Origin of the sequence: Agathobaculum faecis, assembly GCF_014287995.1 — a bacterium.
In the GTDB taxonomy this organism is placed as follows: domain Bacteria; phylum Bacillota; class Clostridia; order Oscillospirales; family Butyricicoccaceae; genus Agathobaculum; species Agathobaculum ammoniilyticum.
The window spans coordinates 1-22,456 of record NZ_JACOPL010000012.1 but is presented as its reverse complement, the minus strand read 5'-3'; the positions used below and the strand labels follow the sequence as shown (position 1 = coordinate 22,456).

The 22,456-nt window shown below is 54.2% G+C and carries 16 protein-coding genes and 1 other RNA gene; 5 read left to right on the top strand and 12 right to left on the bottom strand.

The features are described 5' to 3' along the window. The 11 genes from H8S45_RS12110 to H8S45_RS12065 form a co-directional block, all read right to left on the bottom strand. Positions 1–2,229, bottom strand: a complete 2,229-nt coding sequence (locus tag H8S45_RS12110; RefSeq protein WP_107631656.1) for an S-layer homology domain-containing protein — start codon at positions 2,227–2,229, stop codon at positions 1–3. A gap of 23 nt (positions 2,230–2,252) precedes the next feature. Further along, a complete protein-coding gene (locus H8S45_RS12105) occupies positions 2,253–7,334 on the bottom strand; it encodes a SpaA isopeptide-forming pilin-related protein (protein WP_054327210.1) in 5,082 nt (1,693 codons plus the stop codon). A 139-nt stretch (positions 7,335–7,473) separates the two neighbouring features. Next, a complete protein-coding gene (locus H8S45_RS12100; RefSeq protein ID WP_054327209.1) occupies positions 7,474–8,700 on the bottom strand; it encodes a CAP domain-containing protein in 1,227 nt (408 codons plus the stop codon). A gap of 216 nt (positions 8,701–8,916) precedes the next feature. Continuing rightward, a complete protein-coding gene (locus H8S45_RS12095) occupies positions 8,917–9,813 on the bottom strand; it encodes a class D sortase (RefSeq protein WP_242977921.1) in 897 nt (298 codons plus the stop codon). Beyond that, the gene (locus tag H8S45_RS12090) at positions 9,734–11,161 is read right to left on the bottom strand and encodes a hypothetical protein (RefSeq protein WP_107631655.1); all 1,428 of its coding nucleotides are present in this window, start codon (positions 11,159–11,161) and stop codon (positions 9,734–9,736) included. The genes H8S45_RS12095 and H8S45_RS12090 overlap by 80 nt, the downstream gene beginning before the upstream one ends. A gap of 18 nt (positions 11,162–11,179) precedes the next feature. Further along, a complete protein-coding gene (locus H8S45_RS16370) occupies positions 11,180–11,968 on the bottom strand; it encodes a PcfB family protein (protein ID WP_242977978.1) in 789 nt (262 codons plus the stop codon). After that, positions 11,862–13,346 carry a relaxase/mobilization nuclease domain-containing protein gene (locus H8S45_RS12085; protein ID WP_054327206.1) on the bottom strand — a complete coding sequence of 495 codons (1,485 nt, stop codon included), beginning with the start codon at positions 13,344–13,346 and terminating at the stop codon, positions 11,862–11,864. Before H8S45_RS12085 ends, H8S45_RS16370 begins: the two co-directional genes overlap by 107 nt. Next, a complete protein-coding gene (locus H8S45_RS12080) occupies positions 13,346–13,654 on the bottom strand; it encodes a plasmid mobilization protein (protein ID WP_390124405.1) in 309 nt (102 codons plus the stop codon). The genes H8S45_RS12085 and H8S45_RS12080 overlap by 1 nt, the downstream gene beginning before the upstream one ends. A 105-nt stretch (positions 13,655–13,759) precedes the next feature. Next, positions 13,760–14,740: a DUF3991 and toprim domain-containing protein gene (locus H8S45_RS12075; protein ID WP_054327204.1), complete on the bottom strand. Its 981-nt coding sequence runs from the start codon at positions 14,738–14,740 to the stop codon at positions 13,760–13,762. Then, the gene (locus tag H8S45_RS12070) at positions 14,709–14,984 is read right to left on the bottom strand and encodes a hypothetical protein (RefSeq protein WP_054327203.1); all 276 of its coding nucleotides are present in this window, start codon (positions 14,982–14,984) and stop codon (positions 14,709–14,711) included. The genes H8S45_RS12075 and H8S45_RS12070 overlap by 32 nt, the downstream gene beginning before the upstream one ends. 364 nt (positions 14,985–15,348) lie before the next feature. Further along, on the bottom strand, positions 15,349–15,693 hold the full coding sequence (locus H8S45_RS12065) for a hypothetical protein (protein ID WP_152959444.1): 345 nt from the start codon (positions 15,691–15,693) through the stop codon (positions 15,349–15,351). A 234-nt stretch (positions 15,694–15,927) separates the two neighbouring features. On the opposite strand from H8S45_RS12065, the gene H8S45_RS12060 reads away from it, so the two are divergent. From H8S45_RS12060 to ssrA, 5 genes are all read left to right on the top strand, one after another. Further along, complete coding sequence (locus H8S45_RS12060; protein ID WP_054327258.1) at positions 15,928–16,986, top strand: IS30 family transposase; 1,059 nt, start codon at positions 15,928–15,930, stop codon at positions 16,984–16,986. Positions 16,987–17,376: 390 nt separating this feature from the next. Then, the gene (locus H8S45_RS16365) at positions 17,377–19,320 is read left to right on the top strand and encodes a glucosaminidase domain-containing protein (RefSeq protein ID WP_242977944.1); all 1,944 of its coding nucleotides are present in this window, start codon (positions 17,377–17,379) and stop codon (positions 19,318–19,320) included. A 29-nt stretch (positions 19,321–19,349) separates the two neighbouring features. After that, positions 19,350–19,523 carry a hypothetical protein gene (locus H8S45_RS12050; RefSeq protein WP_153802385.1) on the top strand — a complete coding sequence of 58 codons (174 nt, stop codon included), beginning with the start codon at positions 19,350–19,352 and terminating at the stop codon, positions 19,521–19,523. A 132-nt stretch (positions 19,524–19,655) separates the two neighbouring features. Further along, positions 19,656–20,123 (top strand): SsrA-binding protein SmpB, encoded by a 468-nt coding sequence (gene smpB, locus H8S45_RS12045; RefSeq protein WP_054327199.1) that lies wholly within the window; start codon positions 19,656–19,658, stop codon positions 20,121–20,123. 28 nt (positions 20,124–20,151) lie between these two features. Further along, positions 20,152–20,508: a transfer-messenger RNA gene (ssrA, locus tag H8S45_RS12040) on the top strand. Positions 20,509–20,682: 174 nt separating this feature from the next. Here ssrA and H8S45_RS12035 read toward each other — a convergent pair. Beyond that, the coding region (locus H8S45_RS12035) for a M23 family metallopeptidase (RefSeq protein WP_186950132.1) at positions 20,683–22,456 on the bottom strand (1,774 nt) is incomplete at its 5' end.

The window sequence follows — 22,456 nt, the reverse complement described above, 5'->3', positions numbered from 1 at the left end:
TCACCACTGATAGCTGGACGCGATGAGTATGTCATTGTATGCCCAATGGCTCTGCGGTACATCCGTATAATTGACGCCGGAAACATTACTGGACGAAAGTGTGCGTCCCATCGTCCGGTTGACTACTGCTGCCGCTTCCGCGCGGGTAATATACGCACTGGGCTGGAAGCTGCCATCCGGGTATCCATTCACCCATCCACGATCTGCGCAGTATGCAATGGCACTCGCTTCACGCATCACAGAGGATACGTCGTAAAACCGTGTCGAGCCGGTATAACTGCCGGTCGTGTCGAGCCGATACATCATTTCCACAAACTCCGCACGGGTGATCGGCGCATAAGGCCGGAAGTACGAGGTATCCACGTCAACGACGCCGCCATACGCAAAGGCATCCAGTGCATTTGCATAATAAGCATCTGACTGCACATCGCTGAACCCAGCCATCGGATAACTTGCGTTCGGATCTGCATTTGTCATACGGACAAGCATCTGCACGGCTTCTGCGCGTGTCATATTATCCTCTGGATAGAATTGCGAATTGTACCCAACGAAGAATGGAGATTTTACAGAACGATCAATATAGATTTTCCCATTCGAGCCACTTCCGGTTGCGATTTTTTCCGCTTCTGCCGAGATAGAAACATTTGCACGAACATTGTTTACATAGACAGTCACCGTGCCGTCGCTGCTGCGCTCCATGTCATAACTGGTTCCATCAACGGCGATGATAGATGCGCCCGCATAGGCCGTTTCGGATTTGGAGCCGATTTTCAGCGTCACAGTATCAACCGTATAACCGCTATCCGGCTTGATTGTAAATTTCACATCCTTGCCATGAGATACGGTCGAGCCGGTATTTTTGCTGATTGTCAAATTGTTCGACTTTTGGATTGTTACACTGTGGCTGGTACTTACACGACTTGCCGTCGCAGATACGCGCACCGGCTTATCAATATCCGTCACATACAGATGCGTAACGCCATCCTGATCGGTGGTCATACGGTATGTTTCGCCGCTGACACGGATCGAAGTCTCGTCTGCATCTACGGTTTGGCTGCTATCGCCAATCTGCAGTGTGATACGGTCAAGCTCGTATTTATCTTCATCCGTGACGTAGATATCAAAATCTACATCCGTGCCAACCTCTACGCTGCTGCCGCAATTCTTGTCGATCTTCACCCCAGTACCCGCAGAGGTTGTCACCAGCAGATTATCACTGTCATAGACGCTCTCTGCGCTCACGGTGATGTTGCTCTGCAGATCGGTCAGGTATACCGTGCAGCCGCTGTCATTCCCGGATACGCGGTATGCGTTTGTGCCGATAAATACCGTGTTGGTATTCGGAGTGCTGTATGCTGTCTTTCCATCCGCTTCAAGGGTCAGCGCGTCGATGGCATAGCCCCGGTTTGCGGAAAAAGACACCGTGTAATTGCTCCCTTTTTTCACAATATCCTTGGACACCTCGCTGCTGATTCCACGTCCGGTGTGAACCGTAACCAGCACTTCATCACTGCCCGGCTCACGTTCGGCTGTTTTCAGCTCGATTGTAGCCGAGCTGGTGACGCCGCCGCAGTACACAGTCAGCACACCCTCAGCGTCCATTGTGAAGCGGTATCCCTGTGAGATCTCATCGCAGCCTTTGGAAAGCGCGACGCTGGTCTTGTTTTGGCCAATCGTCAGGTCTGCTCTGGTAATGCAATACAGATTGCCGTCCGGCTTGGCCGTCATGGTGTAGGCTTCGCCCTTGCCCAGCTTGGTCAAACCAGACGATAAGGCTGCGCCGCTCTGTGATGTGGCCGTAACCGTGTATTCCGAGCTGACGGCTTCCGCAGACAAGGTAATGTCATCCTGTGCTGCAGGAATGGAAACCGTCGCGCGGATCACGCTTGTTCCCTGTGCATCGATCTTGGATTCATAGCGGATGGGATAGGTTGTGCCGTTCATGGTCAGGTCTTTATCCAGACTGGCCACGTCGGCCCGATCTGTAAACTGACCGTCTGTAATCATGAGCTGGCTCAGATCGTATCCATCCGTTGGTGCAAAGGCAAAGGACTGGCTGCTGTCATCCACTGCAATCACATGCCGCCCCACGGACGACACGGTGTAACCCGTGCCGTTCTGTGTGGTGACGATTCTCTCAGTCTTGGGCTGCCCGTCCGCCGCAAATGCGGTGGAGCCGAGCGCCAGCATTGCGGCCATGGCCGCGCTGATAATTCGCCGTGCTTTCATAATATCTCAACCTCCATTGTTGTTTACCAGCCCGTCTGCGGCAGAACCGGCTTTGTTACGCGGTAAATGGTCGTTGTCCACGCATCGTTGGACATGATCCACTGCTGGTTATGCAAGCCGCCCACATCTGCCTTATTGACAAATGCTGTGCCTGCGACAGACGAACGCACATTGCCGTATACATACGGGGTTTCTACGCAGCGGAAGCCTGCGGGAACATTACCAAACACGAACATAAAGTCGGTGACAACCTCGCCGGACTTGAGGCCGAGCGCGGTGGGATTGGCCTGAATGGTGCGGTTCTGCGCCGTGGACAGGTTATCCGCGAGCGTGCGGTAGTTCTGGTTATAATTGGTGCGGTATACGATCTTGTAACTCAGCCGCGCATTGTATGTGCCGGTCACGATCTTGTCCAGCGTCACCGCCTGATACGGTAACGTATCGCGCCAGTAGAACGACTGGAGCGGAACGGTGGAGTTGTTGGCGATGTGCGATACCGTCCACCGGATCGGCTGGCCGGGTACGACCTGTTTCGGGCCGGACTTGGCAATAGAAACATTGGTGTATACGCTCTCGTTCAATACCTCAAGGCGCACGATCTGGCCGGAGAACTCGATCTCGGCTTCAAAGGTTTCACCGGACGCCCCGTAATACACGGGGGCTTTCGTTTCACGAATTGTGTAACGCCCCAGCGGCAGCAGCCCCGATACTGCGACGCCGCGTTCATTACTTACGATGGTATCCACGACGTTGCCTGCTTTATCATAGATTTCAAAGGTCGCGCCCTGCAGGAGCGTGCCGGCAGGCAGGCCGTTGATCGGGTTATCGTCCTTGGACTTCTTTGTGATCTGAATCTGACCTTGCTGCGGCGTATTTTCCCACACGATTTCCGTCGTTTCGCCCTTGGTCACACGGAATGTGCGTTCCTGCTCATCGCGGATGTAACCGGGAGCCGCCTGCACCTCTTCGGCGTAGTATTTTCCTTCCTCCAGCTCCTTTTCCAGTTCGATATAGCCGTCTGCATCCGTGGTGTACTCGCCGATCAGGTTCTTGTGCGCGTCTTTGATGATAAACCGCACGTCGGGGATGCCTTTTTTCGTCACCGCATCAATTTTCTTAATGCGCACACTGGACATCTTCGCATTCTCAAATTCAACCGTGGCCAGCTCCCCGGCTTTCACAATAACATTTTTGGATGTGCTGTCTAACCGGTAGCCGTCCGGCGCTTTGATCTCGGTCACAACATACACGCCGTCCTCCAGACCGGAAATGTTGACCAGACCGGAGGAATTGCTCGTATATTCGCCGACCAATTCGCCCGTGGCTTTTTCCACACGGAATTTCGCGCCCGGCAAGGCTTCACCGGTGTCCTTTACAATTTTGCGGATCTGCAAACCGTATGCCTTTTTATTGGTGAATACCAGTTCCATGCTGCCGCCGTCCTTGATCTCAAAGGTTTTGGGCGTATCCTGCAGGATATAGCCTGTTGGGGCTTTTACCTCGGTTACGATGTAGCTGCCCTCCGGCAGGCCGTCCAGTGTGATAACGCCGTTTGCGTCGCTTTCGGCCTCCTTCACGAACTCGCCATTAGACTTAGTGATCTTGAATACCGCGTTTTTCAGCGGCTGGCGGGTATCCTCGTCTATCTTCTTAATGGTGAAACCGCCCTTTTTCGTATTGGTAAAGGTCACCTCATAGGTCTGCCCCGCGCGGATTTCCACGGTCTTAGGCGTCTCGTCGATGGCATAGCCGTCCGGCGCGGAGATCTCTGTGATGATGTATGTGCCGGTATCCAACTCCGGCAGATGGATTACACCGTCCGCATCGGTCGTGACGCTCTCACGCACGACCGAGCCGTCCCCGCGGGTGATTTTGAAGGTAGCGCCCTGCAGCGGCTTCTTCGTCTGGCTGTCTATCTTTTTGATAAGCAGACCGGGCTTTTTGGTGTTCTCCACGGTAAGCTCGGTGTCCTTGACCGTGGTGTGCTCGATCTCCAGCACCTCATCGTTCAGGATGTACTCCTTGAGGGTGGCAATCTCCTGCACCTTATAAGTACCCGCAGGCGCATTTTTGATCTCAATGCGGCCATTTTCATCGGTCGTGTAATCGCCCAGCAGTACGCCATCCCGCCAGATTTTGAATTGTACGCCTGCCAGCGGCTCTTTCGTTTCGCTGTCGATCTTTTTCACAATGAAAGATTTCTGCTCGACGTTATCCAGCGTCAGCACCAGATCGCGGTCTGTCGTGTGCTCGCCCTCCAGCACCTGTGTACTCAGTTCATAACCCGCAAGGGTGTGTCGTTCCACAAATTTATAGGTGCCGGGGTCTGCATAGTCAATGGTGAACGTGCCGTCCGGTCCGGTCGTGAACATACCGATGCTCCTGCCGTCCTTGAAGCCCTCAAATACAACGCCCTGCATTGGTCTGCCGGTGTCAAGGTCTATTTTCTTTACGATAATATCCTTTTTGCGGGTATTGGGGATAGTGAAGAACGTGGGGTACTCCGAATTGTTCTCAATCGTAAATGTCTTTTCGTTGATGACATACCGCGGATCGGTTACGACTTCCTTTGCCTGATAAGTACCCGGCTCTGCATAGGGCAGCCAGATGCGGCCATGCTCGTCCGTGGTGTAGTTGCCCAGCAGCCTGCCGTCCTTCCAGATCTCAAAGGTGACGCCTTGGATCGGCTCCCGTGTTTCCTCATCGATCTTGTAGATACCGAAGTGTTTCTTGATGGTGTTCTGGAAAATCAGGGTCGGGATCTCGGCCTGATCTTTGATCAGCTCTACAGTCTGCTCCGGAGCATCCAGATTGTAGTGTTCTTTATCACCGTCTACCTCAACAACGCGGTATGTACCGGGCTGCAGGTTTTCGATCATCGCTTCGCCGTCCTGATCCGTGGTGACGGAGGTAAGTTTCGCGTCGTTGTAGTACACATCGAATTTCCAGCCCTGCAGGGGGATCCTGGTGTCCTTGTCCTGCTTGATGATACGGATGGACAGCTTCTTCGTGTTCGGTACATTGACTTCGCGGATGATCTGCGTGGGGTCTGCGGACGGGTCAATGTAAACCTCATGCTCTACTTCGTCCTTTAAGTAGCCCTGCGGCGGTTCTACCTCGACCACCTGATAGAAGCCCTTGGGAAGATTGTAGACCTTGGCATAGCCGTTGACGTCGGTCTTGACCGTCTGCAGCACCTGACCGTCGCGGCGGATCTCAAAGGTCGCGCCCGCCAGCGGCTCCTTGCTGTCCTTGTCGTACTTGTAGATCTGGATACCGGGCAGCGGCGCATTCTTGAAAGTAAGCGTCACATCACGGGTATTATCCCAGCTGAAGGTCTGGATATCACTGCCGTCTATTGCATACCCCTCCGGTGCGGCGATCTCGTATACTTCAAAAGAACCGGTGGGCAGGTCGCGGCCCTGGATCGTGAACTCGCCCAGCGCGTCCGTTACATAAGTGTTGACAAAGTCGTTGTCTATGCCCTTGACCTCGAACTTCGCGCCCATCAGGTTGCGCCCGTCCGCGCTGGAGGTCTTATGCATCTTGAAAACGTGGTCATCCGAGTTTGCCAGCTTGACTTCAACGGTCTTGCCGCCCGTGCCAGTGTTCACAACCTTATCCGGCAGCAGGGTATAGCCCTCTGGCGCTGCGGTTTCCTTGATGGTGACGTCGGTGTTAAGGGGCAAGTAAATAAAAAGTGCTTCACCGTTGCCGTCCGTAGTTTGCTCATCTGTTTTAGGGGTACCGTCTTTTTGGTAACTGATCTGGAATGTGCAGCCCTCCAACGGCGCACCATTTTCATCAGTCTTCAATACTTTAAGCTGAGTAAGATCTTCCGGCGTCTCATTTGTAGAGAAGCCGACATTTACACTCATCTTCCTTACAGCAGGCTCCACCATGATAACCGGCTGTACGCCCGAACTGGTTGTGCTGGCTGCATATACGTTGTAACGGTCTACATTCATGCTGGCAAAGAATTGGGTTTTCAAGGGTGTGCTGGCTTCATCCATCTGCTCCGCTGTGGCCTTGGGGATACAGAACAGGAAGGTTTCACCATAAGCCATACCGTTGCCGTTTTTGTACAGGTCATTGTTTTTGTCCACATGGGCCAGCGCAAGCCGCTGCGAACCATCGTCATCATAGCTCTTGTTGCCCTCGCTGTCCATGAGGAAAGCACCGTCCGGGACATTGTCTGCACGGACAAAAATCTGCCCATATTCGCCCTCGCCGCGCACAAAGGTTGCGCTTGCCGCCGCCATAGGCAGTACCATGTACTGCTGCCCCTCTATCTGCTTCTCCGCAAAGGTGCCGCCGGATACGATACTGCCGCCTACATCGATCGTACCGGTCTTTTGCGCTGCGGGAGTGTACTCGGTGTTGCCGGGCGTGTAATTGATGGTAGCGCCTACCCACGGCGCATGGCCTTTGCCGCTTGGCCCCCAAGTGTTATAGAACTCATTGCCATACTCCAGCATTTTTATAGCGGCAAACAACGTCAGCGCTTCCGACGTGGAACTGGCGCTAAGCGTCTTGCCGGCAGTGCGATAACCGAGCGACGTGGAGCTGCCATAGCTTACGCCATAGCTGCTGTTTGCAGCAATCTGCGCATCGCCCAGCGCACACCAGATCGCGGCCTGACTGGCGCTGAAGTACATATCTTCTGTAAAATTTTCTTTGGAAAGCGGGCTTCCTACACTGGAAATAAATTCATTGAGCGTCATACGCGCATCGCTGCGCGCCGCGACGCCATACACATGCATATCCGATACGCGGCTTGTCACCGTGTACGGCATTCCCGATGTGCCGGGGTTGCCCTTGCTGTGGTCCGCGCAGTATGCGCGGATCTCTGTGCCGTCTGACGCTTTGGTGAACATAGGCCAGACGTTGCGCGGCGCGCCGTTTTGCTGGAACCAAGCCTTTTGCACGCCCTTATCCGCAATGTTATATACCTCACCCACGTTAATTTCAATGCTGGACGCTTCGTTGTCCTCCTCTGCCAGCGGCATAATGCCGTCTGCCGCACCGGCAAGCGGCACGCTTGCAGCCAATGTGAGCGCGGACAAAACGCCCGCCGTTGTCCGTTTGAAAATATTCTTTAGCATTTTTCCTCTCCTTTTGTCTGGAATAAAAAAGCCGCCTTCGGGAAAGGAAGGCGGCGCTCTCTGTAAAGTATTCATTTTCTACAGGTAAAAGAAAAGAGCGATTAGGTTGATCAACTAACCGCTCGTAAACTTTATATGTTTAGAACATACCAAAGATTTGGACACCATATATTTGTCCATACTGATTTTGGGTTAATGCAATTCCAATAGCATTAACCTCGTCGCTTAAAATCCATGCACGATGTCCCTGTGATTGCATAAAGGTGTTCATAAGTGAACTTGGCGTAGAAGATGTTGTACCTTGAATGATATTTTCTGTCTTGAAGTTTTTCACAGGTATTCCAACTTCGTCTAATAAATCATATGGGGTTCCTGAAGGACGATCATGCGAAAACCTTACTGTTATTTCTTCTGCACGAACTCGTGCCATTTCTTGAAGTTTTTCATTAAAAACCACAGACTCCAGTCCGCGTACTGTTCGTTCTTCATTGACCAAGTTCAGCATCTCATCTTCCCATGCACGCAGGGTTTCATCGCTTACACTGGAGATGTTAGTTTCGTTACCAGTATCACTGTTTTCACCGCTAATGTCTTGTCCCAGCGCCTTGCGCAGCTCATCTGCCCAGAAATGGTTTACCGTGCGGTCATCTTCGAACGAAACCGCGTCCACCGGCGCGCCTTTCATGGCATCCAGCGCAGCGATAACATCCTCTACCGTGCCGTCTGCTTTGCCCGTGATGACCGGCGCATACTGCTTAGCGGTCGTGAGGTATTTGCTCTTATCCCAGTTGCATTTAATCATGGCCTGATTAAACTCCGCCATGGTTTTGTTCCACTTCGTGATGGCGCTGCCGTTGGCAGACGTTGTGCTTTCGGTGTACGGCGCATCCGTATCGATGCGGACGCTTGCCGTCGCATTGTCATAGCCCACACCAAAGTCCACCTGCTTGCCGATATCGCGCAGCTTCACATAGTTGTTGCCGTCGATCTGGTAGGCTTTCATGTTGACATAAATGCCGTCCACCGCAATGCGCTGATTGCTGACCTTGGCCACCGCACCGCTTACCGAGGTATCTGTGATGCCCTCCGTGCTGGGTGCAGTGCGCGTCGTGCTGATCTCAACGGTCTGCGTAGCTTCATCGTAATCCACGCCAAAGCCTACAAGCTTGCCAATATCGCGCAGTTTGAAATAATTGTTGTCCGCTATATTGTAGCCCGTAGGATAGACGCGGGTGTTATCGACGTAAACTATTTGCCCCTTATCACGGGTGGGAACAGCTGCTACCGCATAGGCAGCACCAGCAAACGGTACTAAGCCGGCTACCATAGCCGCGCTGAGCGTCGCTGCAATAATGTTCTTTTTCATATCTGATGCCCTCCATTCCGGTCTGGCTTTTATCTCTCTTTTGATATTTTTATTATAGCAGACGCTTGCGAAACCGTCAATGGAAGCACACTTAATCAAAACAAAATTTATGCTTTAACAATTGTTTTTGCGTGTTTTATCAGATATATTGAACAAATCACAGGTTGTTGATAACTTTGAAAATCCGATGCGGTTTTGCCCGTCACGGCCGCACGGTCACATCGCAGCCGCCTGTACGCACCAGCGGTAGGTCTGCGCCTGATCGGGTACGCAGGTGACAAGCGTCAGGATGTTTTCATTCGTGGGGTTGAGGACGTCGACCTCGTACTTGGAGATCTTGCGCACGCTGTAAACCTCGTAGGTGCGGGTGCCATACACGGTCGTATAGGTGATTTTTGAACCGGCAGACAGGTTCCAAATTCCAGCGAAATAACCGTAGCTACCTCTGTTGTGGCTACAAAAACCAACATTGCCATCCCATGCGCTGGTGCCTTCAAAGTGCGCCACACCCAGCCGCAGGTTGCTTACCGTTTCGCCGTCGTACACTTTCTTTGTCACACCGAGCGCAGGGATGGACAGCGTGCCGATACTGCCGTCTGCATAGGCCATACCGTCCACTGGGGTGTAGCCCGACCCAATGGCAGCATCCGCGCCGCCGCCCGTATAGCCACCCATACCGCTGGTTGTGGTATTGTCGTAAATCGGCTCGCTGCTCACGGCGTTGCCTTCAACGTCAGGCGGCATGACGATCGTGCCGCTGCCGCCTGCCACTGTGCCGTTTTCCGTCACGCCCGGCGCAAAACCGGCCTGTGTGCTGTGCGGGAACATCGGCTCCACACCGGAGATGTCCGGCGTCAGCAACTCTCCTGTTCCCAGCACATCGGCAGACGCCGATCCAAATGCGGGCGGTACAAACGCGCTGTCTTTGCTGATGTTAACATTGACCTCATCATCACCGACCACCGTGACTGGCTCGGTTGATGTCGGCTTGCCAAAGTTGCCACTGGATGGCGCATCGTATGTATACGAAAGATTAGCCGCCCAGGCCGGGGTACTCATCATCGCCATCGCCATCATCCCGCACAGCGCGCGGCGGACCGGCGGGTGCAGCATCCCCGTCCTGCACGGGTTCCGAAGGCGGCTGGGTTTGTCCGGCCTGTTCAGCGGCGTCCGGCTCTCCCGCCCATTCCTCCGCATCAGCCCATTCCTCTTCCGGCGGTGCAGCCAGAAGCATGGCAGCCTGCTCTGCTTTCCGCTGCCTGCGGCTGCGGATCGCGGCTTTGATCTTCTCCAAAGGTCCAAAGAGGTACTGTGCCTGCCGCAATTCTTCCTCTTCGGTCCGTTTCTGTTTTTGCCTTTCACGCAATTTCATCTCCGTTTCCTTCATCGTCTGCTGCGCTTTGTCCCGCGCCTGCGCCGCCATGGCCTGCATCTGCGCCATCATGCGCCTGCACGCAGGGGGACGGAGCGCAAAAATGATCATCAATACGCCAAACACGGCGCACAGCACCCAGCTGACCGGCACGCTTCCTGCGCCTTCCTCCATCGGCTGCGTATCCTGTCCCTGCGGCAGAATGCCGGTCAGGTCAGGCGGCGTGAGATCCTCTTCCGGCTCAATCACAATGGGTTCGCCGCGGAAAACCGCGATATACCGCATACAGTCGTTGTTCCGGTGCGATACCTCGCCCGCATAGGTGGCCGTCACAGTATAGCCCGTCGTGCGGCTGGAGGTAGCAGTGCCGGTATAGGTCACAACTGCTGTATAGGTAGTTTCCATTGTACCGAGATTGTCTGTTTCCTCGGTTTCAGGCGTCCATTCGATATCACTGAATGTCAGCGTATGCCCGTTGTCCTCAATCGTTTTGGGGATATCCGTCATATCCATTTCCGGCATATTGGGATATTCCCGTGTTGCGGATAACGGCTCGGACACGCTTTCCGTACCCGCCGCTTTTGTGGAAATACTGGAAACATCCAGATAGGCCGTGCCGCTGTACCCGTCCTCCGTTGTCACCGTCTTGCTTTTGGGCAGCAGCGCTATAACATCGTTGGAGTTATCCGAGGTAGAGGATACTGTCACGTTTTCCGAGTGCATCTTACGGTCTATATCCGGCATTTCAATGCGCAGGATATCCTCCAGCACATAGTGCATCCCGCCGCGGTCAAATTCCTCCTGCGGGATCTGGTCCGGTGATACGGTTTTCGGCACATCGTAGATCTTCTTGCAGGTAAGGCCGTCCGAACTCATCTGCACGTCTACCGGATAGTAAGCCGGCTCCGTTTGTATTTCCGCCGTGGTTTTTTCCTCGGCGGTTTTTGCATCCGTTTTTTCCATGCCTTTTTCGGCAGCAGCGACCGTTGCCGGCTGTGCAGCGGGGGCGGCGTCTGCCGCGAGCGCCTGCACCGGCGATGCGCAGGCAAGCAGCAAGGCGGCGGACGCGCAAAATATCCTGAACTTCATTTTCATCATCTCCTACTGTTATCTGTCCGGTGTCTTTGGCAGTTTTGGCTTCGCAATGTGTTTGCCGGGCTGCTTTAAGTGCTGCGGTTCGTGGGCGGCGCGCTCCCTGATCCCCGCGATTTTTTCTTTTACAGACTGCCTGCCTTCGCGGCGCGGCGCAGCCTGCCTGTCCGCTGTTTTGTCCCCGCTGCGCTCCGGCATGCCGAGCGCCCGGGCAAGCTCGTCCTGCACCGCGCGGAGCACCGCCCGGCATTCTTCCGTGTTTGCACCCTGCTCCATCGCGGAGCGGATGCCGGTAAGGCTGGACAGCATCCGCTCCGCCTGCGCGCGGTCAATTGTAGCAGCTGTACTCGTCCGGGGCGCGGCCTGAGCCGGCGTCCCCTGCATCATCTGCGTCATCGTTGATTCCGGTCCGTGCTGCGTCCCACTGCCGGATGTCGGCAATGCGCTTTCGGACGGACCGGTTTCCGCGTTTTTTTCACTCACACTCACTTCTGCACCAATCTTCTCGCGAATCAGGTTTACATTTGGTACATCATCTTGCCGGACAATAATGTCCACAGTTTCCGGGTGGTCTTTGTCCCGGACAATGGAGAACATTACGCCATATTCTTTTGCCAGATCGGAAAACGCTTTCATTTTTTCCGCAGGCAAGGGGAATGTGGTCAAAGCAGCGCCGGACTGCAGCAGCTTGGTAATATCACTTTTCCCTGCAATCTGTTTCTCGTTGCGGAGCACCGCCACGAGCAGTGCCGCGAGATTGACCGCGCCCTTCGCTGCGAGTTTCACTGCGAATTCGGTCACCATGAGTTCCATGCGGAGCATCTGGTCCGCCGCCGCGCTTTCTGGATTCATATTGCTTTCCTCCCATCGTTTTCGCGTGGATTGTTTTTTCTTCTTTTAACGCTGCCGCCAGCTTTGCTTCCATTGCCGGGGCGGCATTCTGTATTGCGGTACAAATACGCTGCTGCTTTCTCAGGTCGCGCAGCGTATTTGTGATCTGCCCGGCCATGCTGCGGATCTGCTTTTCCTCCGCCCCCGGCCTGCGCAGGTCTGCATACAGCCGTGCGCGCCGGTCTGTCAGGATATCCACTTCGTTTGCCAGTGCATCCGCATACATGGACACCTCTTTTGCAGTTTGCAGTTTATTGTCCCGCAGGAAATAGTACTGCGCGGCATACCGGTTCAGCTTTTTGAGTTCCGCCATCAGCTCACCGCGTACATAGCGCGGCGCTTTGCGTTTTTTCACTTTGCCCAGCATGTAGAGGTACCGCCAGTACAGCGCCCGGAAACCGCGCAGCTTTTTCCTGCTCCTGGGCGCGGGGGTATGCGGCTGCACGCGGTATTTTTTCCGCTGCCGCCCGTCCTGCCACTGCGTGCGGAGCTGCCGGATATTCCGGTCTACCACGCCGCGCTGCGCCTCGATGCGCTCTGCAATGCGCCGGGGGATGTATTCTTCCCCCAGCGACCGTAGGCGGATAAACCGCGCCGCCTGCGGGTGGCGGACTGTGATGTATTTCCGCCGGTCGTTGATGCGGATCTCATACCCGCGTGCGCGCAGCATATCCCAAAATTCGTTCAGCGTATGCGCCTGCGCGATGACAATATCAATGTCCTCCCGTATCATCCCACGGACTGTGGGGCGGTTCTCCTGTTCCGCGCGCCACTCCGCATAATGCTTCCCGGCTTTGACGCGGGGCGCATCGATTACGGACAATTCATGCGCGCGGCAGATTTCGTCCGATATGCCGCGCAGTTCATAGAACGTCTGCGGCGTGGAACGGTACTTGCGGCCATCCACAAACGACACGGAATTGACTATGATGTGATTATGCAGATGGGCTTTATCCGTATGCGTCCCGATCACTACTTCAAACCGTTCGCCAAAGCACCGCTCCGCGAATTGCAGCCCGATCTCATGCGCCTGCTGCGGCGTTACTTCTCCCGGTTTGAAGGACTGGATAAAAAGATAACCCAGCACGTTATCTTCTTTCCCAAAATATTGTTTTGTGCGGGTCATTTGCTCATAGGCGTCATCGCAAAAGCAGTTTACAGCGTCTGTCAATGTATCAGGCAGGCCGTTGAGGTTGGGGAATCCCATGCAGGAGGTTTTCTGCGGATTGAGCGCATATTTAATTCGGTCGTCCAAACGCGAACGGATCGCGTATACCTTCAGCACTGCCATTACATCAGGCGCTCCAGCTGCTCTTCTATTTTTTCCTGTTCTGCCGCGAGCTGCGCCAACGCTTCCCTTGGCACGTTGCCGGAGATATGCGCCAGCTTGGCGATCTGGTTTACATTCCGGCCAACGCCGCGCACCTGTTTCTGCACATCCCGCAGTACTTCCAGCGGGATAGTTTTCACCTCGGAGCTGGTGAGCATCCGGCGAAAATACTCCGACATTGACAGGTGACATCCTGCAATTTTTTCTTTTAACAAAGCACGTTCCTCACTATCCAAACGGATAATGATTTGATTTGACCGCTTTCGCATTTTGTTTTTCTCTCCGTTCCGTCCGTCCGGGGGTTTTAGGGGGCTTTGCCCCTTAACAAGCTGCATTTGGATAGCCAAATGCTATGCTTGCGAATGCACAAGTTTTTAGTTAGGTAAAGCAATTTCGCGCTCCGCGCGCGAAGGCGGCGGCTGTTCGTTCTGCTGGCGCTTAATGCGGAGCTGGTCGTTGAAATCCTTTTCCTGCGGCACGCAGACTTTCAGTTCAATTTCCGGACGCCGCTCTTTGAGCAGCCTGAAAATATTCTGCGACGCCTGCCGCCCCTTATCGTCGTTGTCCAGCGCAAGGACGACCCACTTAAAAGGGAAATTCTTCAGCTGCCGTTCCAACGCGGGCGGCAGTATTTCTTCGGATGCGGTAACGCCGCCCAAAGACAGATAGCTATCTTTCTGCCAGTCCCTGCCGCCCAGCTTACGCAGCGTTGCGACCGAGAGCGCGTCTATCGCGGCTTCGCAGACATAGAGTGTCTGCCCGCTGCCTTTCATGCAGAAACCGCAGCTTTTATCACTGCCGGCCTGTTCAATTTTGAAACCGGAGTTTGATGCTGTGCTGCGCAGCATTGCATACCGCGCTGTGCCTGCTTCGTCATGCCCTACGAACACAGCGTTGTGATGCGCTGCGTCCTCGTAGATCAGCCCGTGCTTCATGCAGTGGCTGATGATCCCTGGGTCTATGCCGCGCGCACACAAATATGCAAACGCACGGCGGCTGTCCCTGTTTTTCTGCGGCAGTTCGAACGGTGTACGCGGCGGCGGTTCGCGCGCTGCCGGGGCTGTCCCGGGATGCGTATGGTATGCATTGCCCGCCAGCGTCCGCACCGCTTCCTGAAAGGTCATGCCATGCACTTTTTCAAGATAGCTGATCGCGTCGCCGCCGCCGACGCCCTGTGAAAACCAGTTCCACCGCCCGTCCGCTGAGATGCGCATACTGTCATGCGAACGCAGCGTCCAGGACTGCCCGACCCGTTTCAGTTCGCCGGGCTGGTACTGCTGCAAAAACGATAACAGGTCCACGCCGCGCGCCTGCTCCAGCTGCTCATCTGTGATCCTGCTGTCCGACGCCGTCATGGCTCTCACCGCCGTCCCTGTCTGTCATGCTGTTCCTTTTCTGCTCCGCTTTCAGCCGCACCAGCAGCTGCTCCGCCTGTGCATAGTCCGGCGCAAGCTCGCTCAGCTGCTCCAACAGCGCACGCTCCTGCAGTTTCTTTTTCTTTTCCCCAAGCTGCACGATTTTATTTTGCAGCGCTTTGACCTTCCCCTGATACCGGGCAATATCGCTGTCTATCCGGTGCAGCTGTTCATTGGTTGTCACCCTGTTCACCTCCGTTGTCTTTGGATTTTTTTGCGATGGTGTTCAGCCGCCATCGCCCGCTGTTGCTCTTCCTATCCTCTAACGGTCTGCAACTACCCGGTGCTTGCTTCTCAGGAGCACGCCCATGCTGTTCGGTTTTCAAGGTGCAGCAGAGGCTTCCAAAAAGTGCGCCGGTAAAAAAGCCTCTATATATAGCTCTATAAGGGGGGTGTGTCAGGGTGGTTTTCTTCATTGTTTACAAAATGTTCACAAAATTACGGCGTTATCATACACAGTGTGTGATAACTTCCAGCCTGCGGGCAAAAAAGAAACGCACCGGTTTTCCGGTGCGTTGACGGTATTCAACTGGTATTCTGGAGGGGGCTTACCCGTCATACAGCGGCAGCGCCCCAAGCATCTGCGTATAGGTTTCCAATGCTTCGGCAAACTCCTCAGACTGCTCCACTTCACGCAGCAGTTTCAGTTCTGTCTCCCTGCGCGTGCTGCCGCGCTCCGTGCTGATATATGCGGCAAGGATTTTCATGTCTGGGCGCGTGTCCAGGTTCCTGATCCAAACGTCCCCGAGCATATTCCCGTTTGCGGGGTCTTTTACATACTGCACAGCGACCTCTATCCCGCTGACGCCGTATGCCTGATCTGGGCGCAGCTCATACACAAAATAGTATCCGGGCAGCATCTCCGGTATGTTCCTTTTTTTCTGCATCATCATCACATTCCCTTGTTCTTTTTTTAGTTCCTGCTGCTATTACATCAGATAATACAGGGGCTGTCAAGGTAGCGGCCGTTTTTTTCCTTTTGTAATTCTTCACAAGAATTTCATTGTATTTTCGCAATATAATCTATTAAAGCGATAAAGCGTTTTTGTTGTTTTTATGCTATAATCCTGAATACGCAACATACCGTGGAGGGATACATAGTGAAGCACAACAAAAAGGGGAATTCAATGCGGCGGTGGCATAAGGGGCAGCACCTGAAATGGGACCACCGGCTGATTATAGAACGGATGCGGCTGCGCGGCGCAACAACGCGGGAAATTGCGGGCGTCATTGGGTGCAGCCATGTGACCATTGTGAAGGAACTGAAGCGCGGGCAGTATGTCCATACCAACTCCGACCTCACCACGGAAGTGCGGTACTCGCCTGAGCAGGCGGAGCGCCGCTGCCGTGAAAATCTGGCGGCAAAAGGCCCCCAGCTGAAAATTGGAAACGACTTCAAGCTCGCAAATGACCTTGAAACGCTGATCGTGAAAAAGCACTTTTCTCCCGCTGCGGCACTTGCAGCGGTCCGCGCAAGCGGCAAGCCGTACACGGCTTCCATTTCCACGGTCACGCTTTACAGTTACATCAAGGGCAGCGTACTGAATATTTTGCCAAAGCATCTGCCGTTCCAGAAAGGCTACCGGATAAGGGGCGGCAAGAAAAACAAGAAGCAGAAGCGCGCGTCTGCTGGCACCAGCATTGAGCACCGTCCTGCGGAAGTTGACCTCCGCAACTCTTTCGGGCATTGGGAAATGGATACGGTCTATACCTCGAAGTCCAAAAAGGCAAAGCTCACGCCGACGCTGCTTGTGCTGACCGAACGGCTGACCCGCAAGGAGATCATCATGCTCATGCGCGACCGCACCGCCGCCAGCGTAGTCCGTGCCCTGAATGTGTTGGAGCGCAGCATGGGGGCTGAGAAATTCTCCAAGGTGTTCCGGACGATCACGGTGGACAATGGCATGGAATTTTCCGACTTTCTCGGCATGGAAAAGTCCGCGCTGCGCAAGCGCAAGGCACGGACTAAGGTCTACTACTGTCACGCCCATCGCAGTTGCGAGCGCGGCAGCAACGAGAACGCAAATAAGCTGATCCGCCGCCATCTGCCCAAGGGGACAGACCTGTCCAAGGTGACGCAGAAGCAGGTAGCGGAGATTGAGGAGTGGATTAACAACTATCCGCGCAGGATTCTGAACTGGAAAACAGCGAATATGCTGTTCCGGTTCTTCATGGACCGGCTTTGATATAACGGCCTATATTGGCGTTAGGGACAGTCTGGGAGGGCTGCCCCTGTTTCCCATGCCTGCATTTCTATCATAGCGTCTGGTTTTCATCTGCACCCGCGTTTTTTCAGCATGATAGTATCATGCAAAATAAATAATTATTTTTTTGAAACTTTGGTAACTTTAACCTTGAAATTTACGTTCTTTTTTCAGCTTTTTCCGCCGCGCACTTCCGCAGCTCGTTTACTATACTATATCCCCCTCCACTTTGTCAAGTCCTCCCTCCCCCTTTCTTTCTATAACTACCTTCGTGTCTTTTTCCAGTCGTGCCATATGCTACATTTGAATATCGACACTTTCCATGATATAATACCCTAAAAATATGTCTTTATTCACCCAAAGGAGGAACTTATGTTAAAGCGCCTGATTTTTACCGCGCTCAGCGTCGCCGCATTGACCTGCACGGCTTCTGCGGCCACTGCTTTGCCTGCGGCTTCCGGCGGCCAAACCTTTCACGTCAGCACAACCTTATCGGATACTGTCGGCCGCACAGCGACCCCCACGATCTATAACATAGATGGTAATACTTATTTTAAACTCCGCGACCTGGGACGTCTCCTCGATTTCGGCGTTGCCTACGATCCGTCATCAAACGCGGTCCATATCGATCCAGACGGCTCCTATGTCCCCGAGGCAGGAGAAAGCAGCACCGTGCAAAATACTGCCACCAGCTCCGCAGCCGCCATCCCCACCCGCCAGACACTTTACCTCGCAGGGGAACGCATCACCCCGCAGGTCTATAATATTAAAGGAAATAATTTTATCGGCCTGCGCGCCTTGGGCCAGTTAGCCGATTTCGGCGTCTCCTACAATTACGACAACAAGCGGATAACCGCCTATGCTGCGTATCCTTACGCGCCCGAAACCTCCTGGAACGCGGCAATGAACGACCTTGCCAACAATCTGCGCGCGCTTCCCAGCGCTTCTTACCACTTGACTGCGGCCCGCTATGCGCCGGTCATCACAGAAGATGGCAGCGCCGACTGGCGCGCGCTCGTCAGCACCCTGCGCGCCGTTAAGGACGCACCGCTGTATGCTTCCGGCAGTGCGCTTTTCCGCAGCAGCCTGTATTGGGCAGACGCGCTCACTGCGGCGCTGACCAACACCACAGCGTCCGGCACCCCTGCCTATAACGTGGCGCTGGCTTCGCTCGCCGATCCGGACCTGTTCGACAATCCGGACAAGGCCGCTCTGCAGGCCGACTTTCAGGCCATGTCAGCCGCCTATCTCGGCTCCAGACCCAGTTCTCTGGCAGACATTTCGGTTTCCAACGGTTATTCCAAAAACGCCCGTTCCCGCCTGTCTCTATCGGATACCTATACCCTGACCGGCGGCGCGTCCGCTGACGACCGAAAAAAAGCGGAAGCCTATTTCTCTTCCCAAATGGCCGAACTGTCCGCCTTAAAGACGGACAGCGAGCGCATCTCCTATATCTACCGTCTTTTGCAGCGCGAGTACCAGACCGGTGGGAGCGCCTCCTGGACGGCCGCTTACGGCAGAAAAAAGCAGGTCAGCGCCACCTCGCTCGCGGCCGCCGCAGACTGGATGTTCTCCGAAGCCGGCATCCCCGCGTTTCTCGCACGGAGCTGGTCGGCTGCGTGGAACGTGGTCTATGTTAATGGCCAATGGGCGGTGTTCGATTTTACCAAGGGGAGCACGCTCCGCTCCCTTGACGATTACCGTTTGATCGATACGCACCCCGGCTCCACCCTCATGCTGACGCAGGTCATGCGGCCCGGTTCCTCCTATTATAATGCAAAGACCGCCACCGTGGACAAGTACTTCTCCTACACCAGCCTGACCGGAACCCCGCAGGCAACCGCCGCGCAGATGCAGGCATATATCAAAAAAGCCAATCCCAACGTCCCCCAGTCTGTGATCGATATGATTCCTTACTACATATCCGAAGGACAGGCCGAAGGGATCCGCGGGGATATCGCGTTTGCGCAGTCCTGCCTTGAGACCGGTAATTTCACTTTCCGCGACAGCGCCGTGACAATCGGTCAAAATAACTTCTGCGGCCTCGGCGTGATCGATAACGGGATGAAAGGCGCGTCGTTCGACACCCCGCAGCTCGGCATTCGCGCCCAGATACAGCATTTGAAAGCCTATGCGAACCATGAACCGCTCAGGAACGCCTGCATTGATCCCCGTTTTTCCCTCGTTTCCCGCGGCGCCGCGCCGACCGTGCAGTATCTGGGGATACAGGAAAATCCCAAGGGTTACGGCTGGGCCGCAGGCGCGGACTATGGCGTAAAAATATTGAACATCCTGGAGAATATCCTGACCTATTAACGGGTATACTTTCGGCGAGGTGAATGTGCATGGAACGGTATCACAATCTGACCGAAATGCTGGCGATCAACCACGCCGCCCACGCATACTTTGACGACCTGCCGGATTATGTGCGCGAAATGATTGTCAAGCGCGGCGACAACGTCCATTCCCCCGACGAGCTGCACGGCTACGCGGAAAAGCTTTTGCGCGGGGATGATTGAACAGCAAGGGACGGGAGTGTTTTTAACACTCCCGTCTTCCATTTTCGTCGAAGACTGTAACACACTTGTGCCTTTACAAATCGCCAAGCGCATGCTATGATAAACTGTACCACGGGAAAAGGAGGTCGTGCAATGCCGGATAAAAAAGGGACAAAGCAGGTTACTGCCAATAAAAAAGCATGGCACGATTACTTTGTCGAGGACAAATTCGAAGCGGGCATCGAGCTGTTTGGCACCGAGGTCAAATCCATTCGCCAAGGGCAGATCAACCTCAAGGATTCGTACTGCACTTTTAAAGACGGCGAACTTTTTGTGCGGGGCATGCATATTTCCCCTTATGAAAAAGGGAATATTTTCAATAAGGATCCCCTGCGTGTGCGCAGGCTGCTGATGCACAAAAAGGAAATCGCCAACCTGTTCGGCAAAACCAAGCAGGACGGTTATTCCTTGATCCCTTTGTCCGTGTATTTTAAAAGTTCGCGGGTGAAACTCGAGCTTGGCCTGTGCCGCGGCAAAAAGCTGCACGACAAGCGCGACAGCATTGCCGCGCGCGACGCCAAACGCGAAATGGACCGCGCAATGAAAGAGCGCAATCGTTGAATATTCGCATCTGCGGATACACCTATATGGGGCCGTAACGGGTTCGACGGGGGTGTTGAAGCCGGGATAGCGGGCCGCAGCGGGGATCTGCGTAAAAAGCTCCAACTGTTTATAAATTAAACAACAACGATTATACTCTTCAGGCTGCCTAATTAAGGCTTAGCCCGTCGGCTCAAAGAGGACCACGGCTTTGAAACCCGGCGTCGATTTAGTGGTGAACGTGTACGGGGTAAGAGTTGCCCCCGTCATGTAACATGACTCTACCAAAACGGTAAGCCTGTTTGCCGGCGTATCGCAGCGGGAATCCCAAAAAGACAAACTGCGCCCGGAGAAGTCACGGTGAATGCGCTTTCGGACAGGGGTTCAACTCCCCTCGGCTCCACCAATTACGAAAAGCCCGCCCTGCGCGGGTTTTTTCATTTCGTCAAGACGTGGCGCGGGTTTTGAGTGTTTTTGAAACGTACTTTTATTTTTCTAAACAAGCATCAAAAACGCCAAAAAACCAAGTCATGCAACACGAAATGCAACACGAAAAAGGGGAGGCCGAAGCCTCCCCTTTTTAATAGCCTGGATAATAGCTTTGTGGGTCTACATATTTTCCGTTTACCATAATTCTGAAATCAAGGTGCGGACCGGTTGAGGTGCCGGTGCTCCCCACATTGGCAATCTGTTGGCCTTGACTGACATTATCGCCGGGCTTAACAGCAAAGCTCCCACTCTGCAAATGCAGATAGACCGATTTTGTTCCGTCCGGATGGTCAATCTGCACCATATTCCCGCCGCCGCTGTCCCAACCTGTATAGGATACCGTTCCGCTCTTGTAGGCAAGGACCGGCGTCCCCATCGGCGCGGGAATATCGTTTCCCTCATGGAACGTGCTTGCACCCGCGATTGGCGCTTGACGGTATCCATATGCACTGCCGAGCCGCACACCATCTCCTGCCGCTATCGGATTGATTCCAGCCTCTTCGGTCGTCCTTGCCGAACGGCTTACCTGCGATCCCGCCTGCGCTACATCCGGCAGCGCTCCTGCGCCGGTGTATGCCTCGTCAATATTCTTGTAGCCCATCGCGTGCATGATCGCGGCATACTGGTCATAGTTTTCCGTATTCTCGGAAACTACTTTTCCGTAGGCTGCCAGTTTAGCGCCGGACTTTCCTTTTTCGTAGGTAGCCGCGCTCGCCAGCGATTTGATCGTCATGTACTGCGCCGCACTTACGCCGCTTGCCTCGATTGCACCCGCATTCTCTTTCTCATTCTGGCTTCCGTTCTCCTGCATCATCTCAAACGTGTAGTTTGACGGTTCCGCAGGGAACATGTTATAGAACTTGAATGTCTCTGAAAGCGCATCCCGCTTCGCTTTATCGTATCCCATCGAATCCAGATAATAGGAAAATTCCGTCGCTTCGGCTGTCGCCCTGCCTTGCTCCAGCGTATCGCCATAGGCTTTGATTGCCTGTGACTGTATCATTGCGTCAACATACTCCTCTGCCGTTACTACATCGCTGATCTCCTGATACTTTTCCCACTGGCTGTCGCTGGTTCCTTTAATCATCAGTGTGTGATACAGCTGGTTTTTCTGTTCCTCTGAAAGCGACGCATCGCCCCTTATGGTCTGGAATACCTGGTCGCGCGCCTCGTATCCCTCCACGCTTTCGTTAAGCGCGTCCTCCATCTCTTTATAGGCGTAATAAAGCCCTGGGTCGATACCGCTTTCCTTTACGCTCTTGATCGTCCCCTCAAGCTCCTTGCCGTAAACCTGATTCGCCGCTACCGCCGAAGCGTAATCGTATACCGCTTTTACCGCATTTACCTTTTCCGTATCGCTCATGGACTGATATGCGTTGCTCTGTGTCAGGTTCTCGACTGCGGCAAGCGCCGTTTGCCCCTTTGCATTGGAAAGCCTCAGCCATTGGTCCGCGGTCAGATTGCGCTTTTCCCCGTCCACAGTGTAGCTCTTTTGCGGCTTGCTCGGCAGCACTGCGGAATCCCCTGTCGCATTGTACAGCTCCCGCAGCGCGTTTTCTGCGCCGGAAGCGGACCTGTTCCCGATGTACCCAGGCGAAAGGAAGTTCTCAAACGCCCGCAGCACCCAGTTTTCCGTCTTGTCCGGCCTGCCCCATACATCCGTATACGCCGGCTGGTTCTGTGACAGGCCGGGGATTTTATTCGCCTGGCGCTGCAAAAATGTCTGCACGCTGTCAGGAACCCAGCTGTCTTTATCCGCATAGGTCGTGCGCCGCGTGTCGTCTATCGTGCGCGCGATCTGGCCGGACAGCGTCGGGACGACCTGCCCCGCATAGTTCTGCGCTATGTTTCCGGCAATCGCAAAG

Excerpts from the sequence above, each read along its gene's own strand:
- H8S45_RS12100 (WP_054327209.1), bottom strand. The coding sequence starts at position 8,700 with ATGAAAAAGAACATTATTGCAGCGACGCTCAGCGCGGCTATGGTAGCC.
- H8S45_RS12075 (WP_054327204.1), bottom strand. The coding sequence starts at position 14,740 with ATGACGGCGTCGGACAGCAGGATCACAGATGAGCAGCTGGAGCAGGCG.
- H8S45_RS12065 (WP_152959444.1), bottom strand. The coding sequence starts at position 15,693 with ATGATGATGCAGAAAAAAAGGAACATACCGGAGATGCTGCCCGGATAC.
- smpB (WP_054327199.1), top strand. The coding sequence starts at position 19,656 with ATGCCGGATAAAAAAGGGACAAAGCAGGTTACTGCCAATAAAAAAGCA.
- H8S45_RS12050 (WP_153802385.1), top strand. The coding sequence starts at position 19,350 with ATGGAACGGTATCACAATCTGACCGAAATGCTGGCGATCAACCACGCC.
- H8S45_RS12080 (WP_390124405.1), bottom strand. The coding sequence starts at position 13,654 with ATGCGAAAGCGGTCAAATCAAATCATTATCCGTTTGGATAGTGAGGAA.
- H8S45_RS12095 (WP_242977921.1), bottom strand. The coding sequence starts at position 9,813 with ATGCTGCACCCGCCGGTCCGCCGCGCGCTGTGCGGGATGATGGCGATG.
- H8S45_RS16370 (WP_242977978.1), bottom strand. The coding sequence starts at position 11,968 with ATGGTGACCGAATTCGCAGTGAAACTCGCAGCGAAGGGCGCGGTCAAT.
- H8S45_RS12085 (WP_054327206.1), bottom strand. The coding sequence starts at position 13,346 with ATGGCAGTGCTGAAGGTATACGCGATCCGTTCGCGTTTGGACGACCGA.
- H8S45_RS12060 (WP_054327258.1), top strand. The coding sequence starts at position 15,928 with ATGCGGCGGTGGCATAAGGGGCAGCACCTGAAATGGGACCACCGGCTG.
- H8S45_RS12110 (WP_107631656.1), bottom strand. The coding sequence starts at position 2,229 with ATGAAAGCACGGCGAATTATCAGCGCGGCCATGGCCGCAATGCTGGCG.
- H8S45_RS16365 (WP_242977944.1), top strand. The coding sequence starts at position 17,377 with ATGTTAAAGCGCCTGATTTTTACCGCGCTCAGCGTCGCCGCATTGACC.
- H8S45_RS12090 (WP_107631655.1), bottom strand. The coding sequence starts at position 11,161 with ATGAAGTTCAGGATATTTTGCGCGTCCGCCGCCTTGCTGCTTGCCTGC.
- H8S45_RS12105 (WP_054327210.1), bottom strand. The coding sequence starts at position 7,334 with ATGCTAAAGAATATTTTCAAACGGACAACGGCGGGCGTTTTGTCCGCG.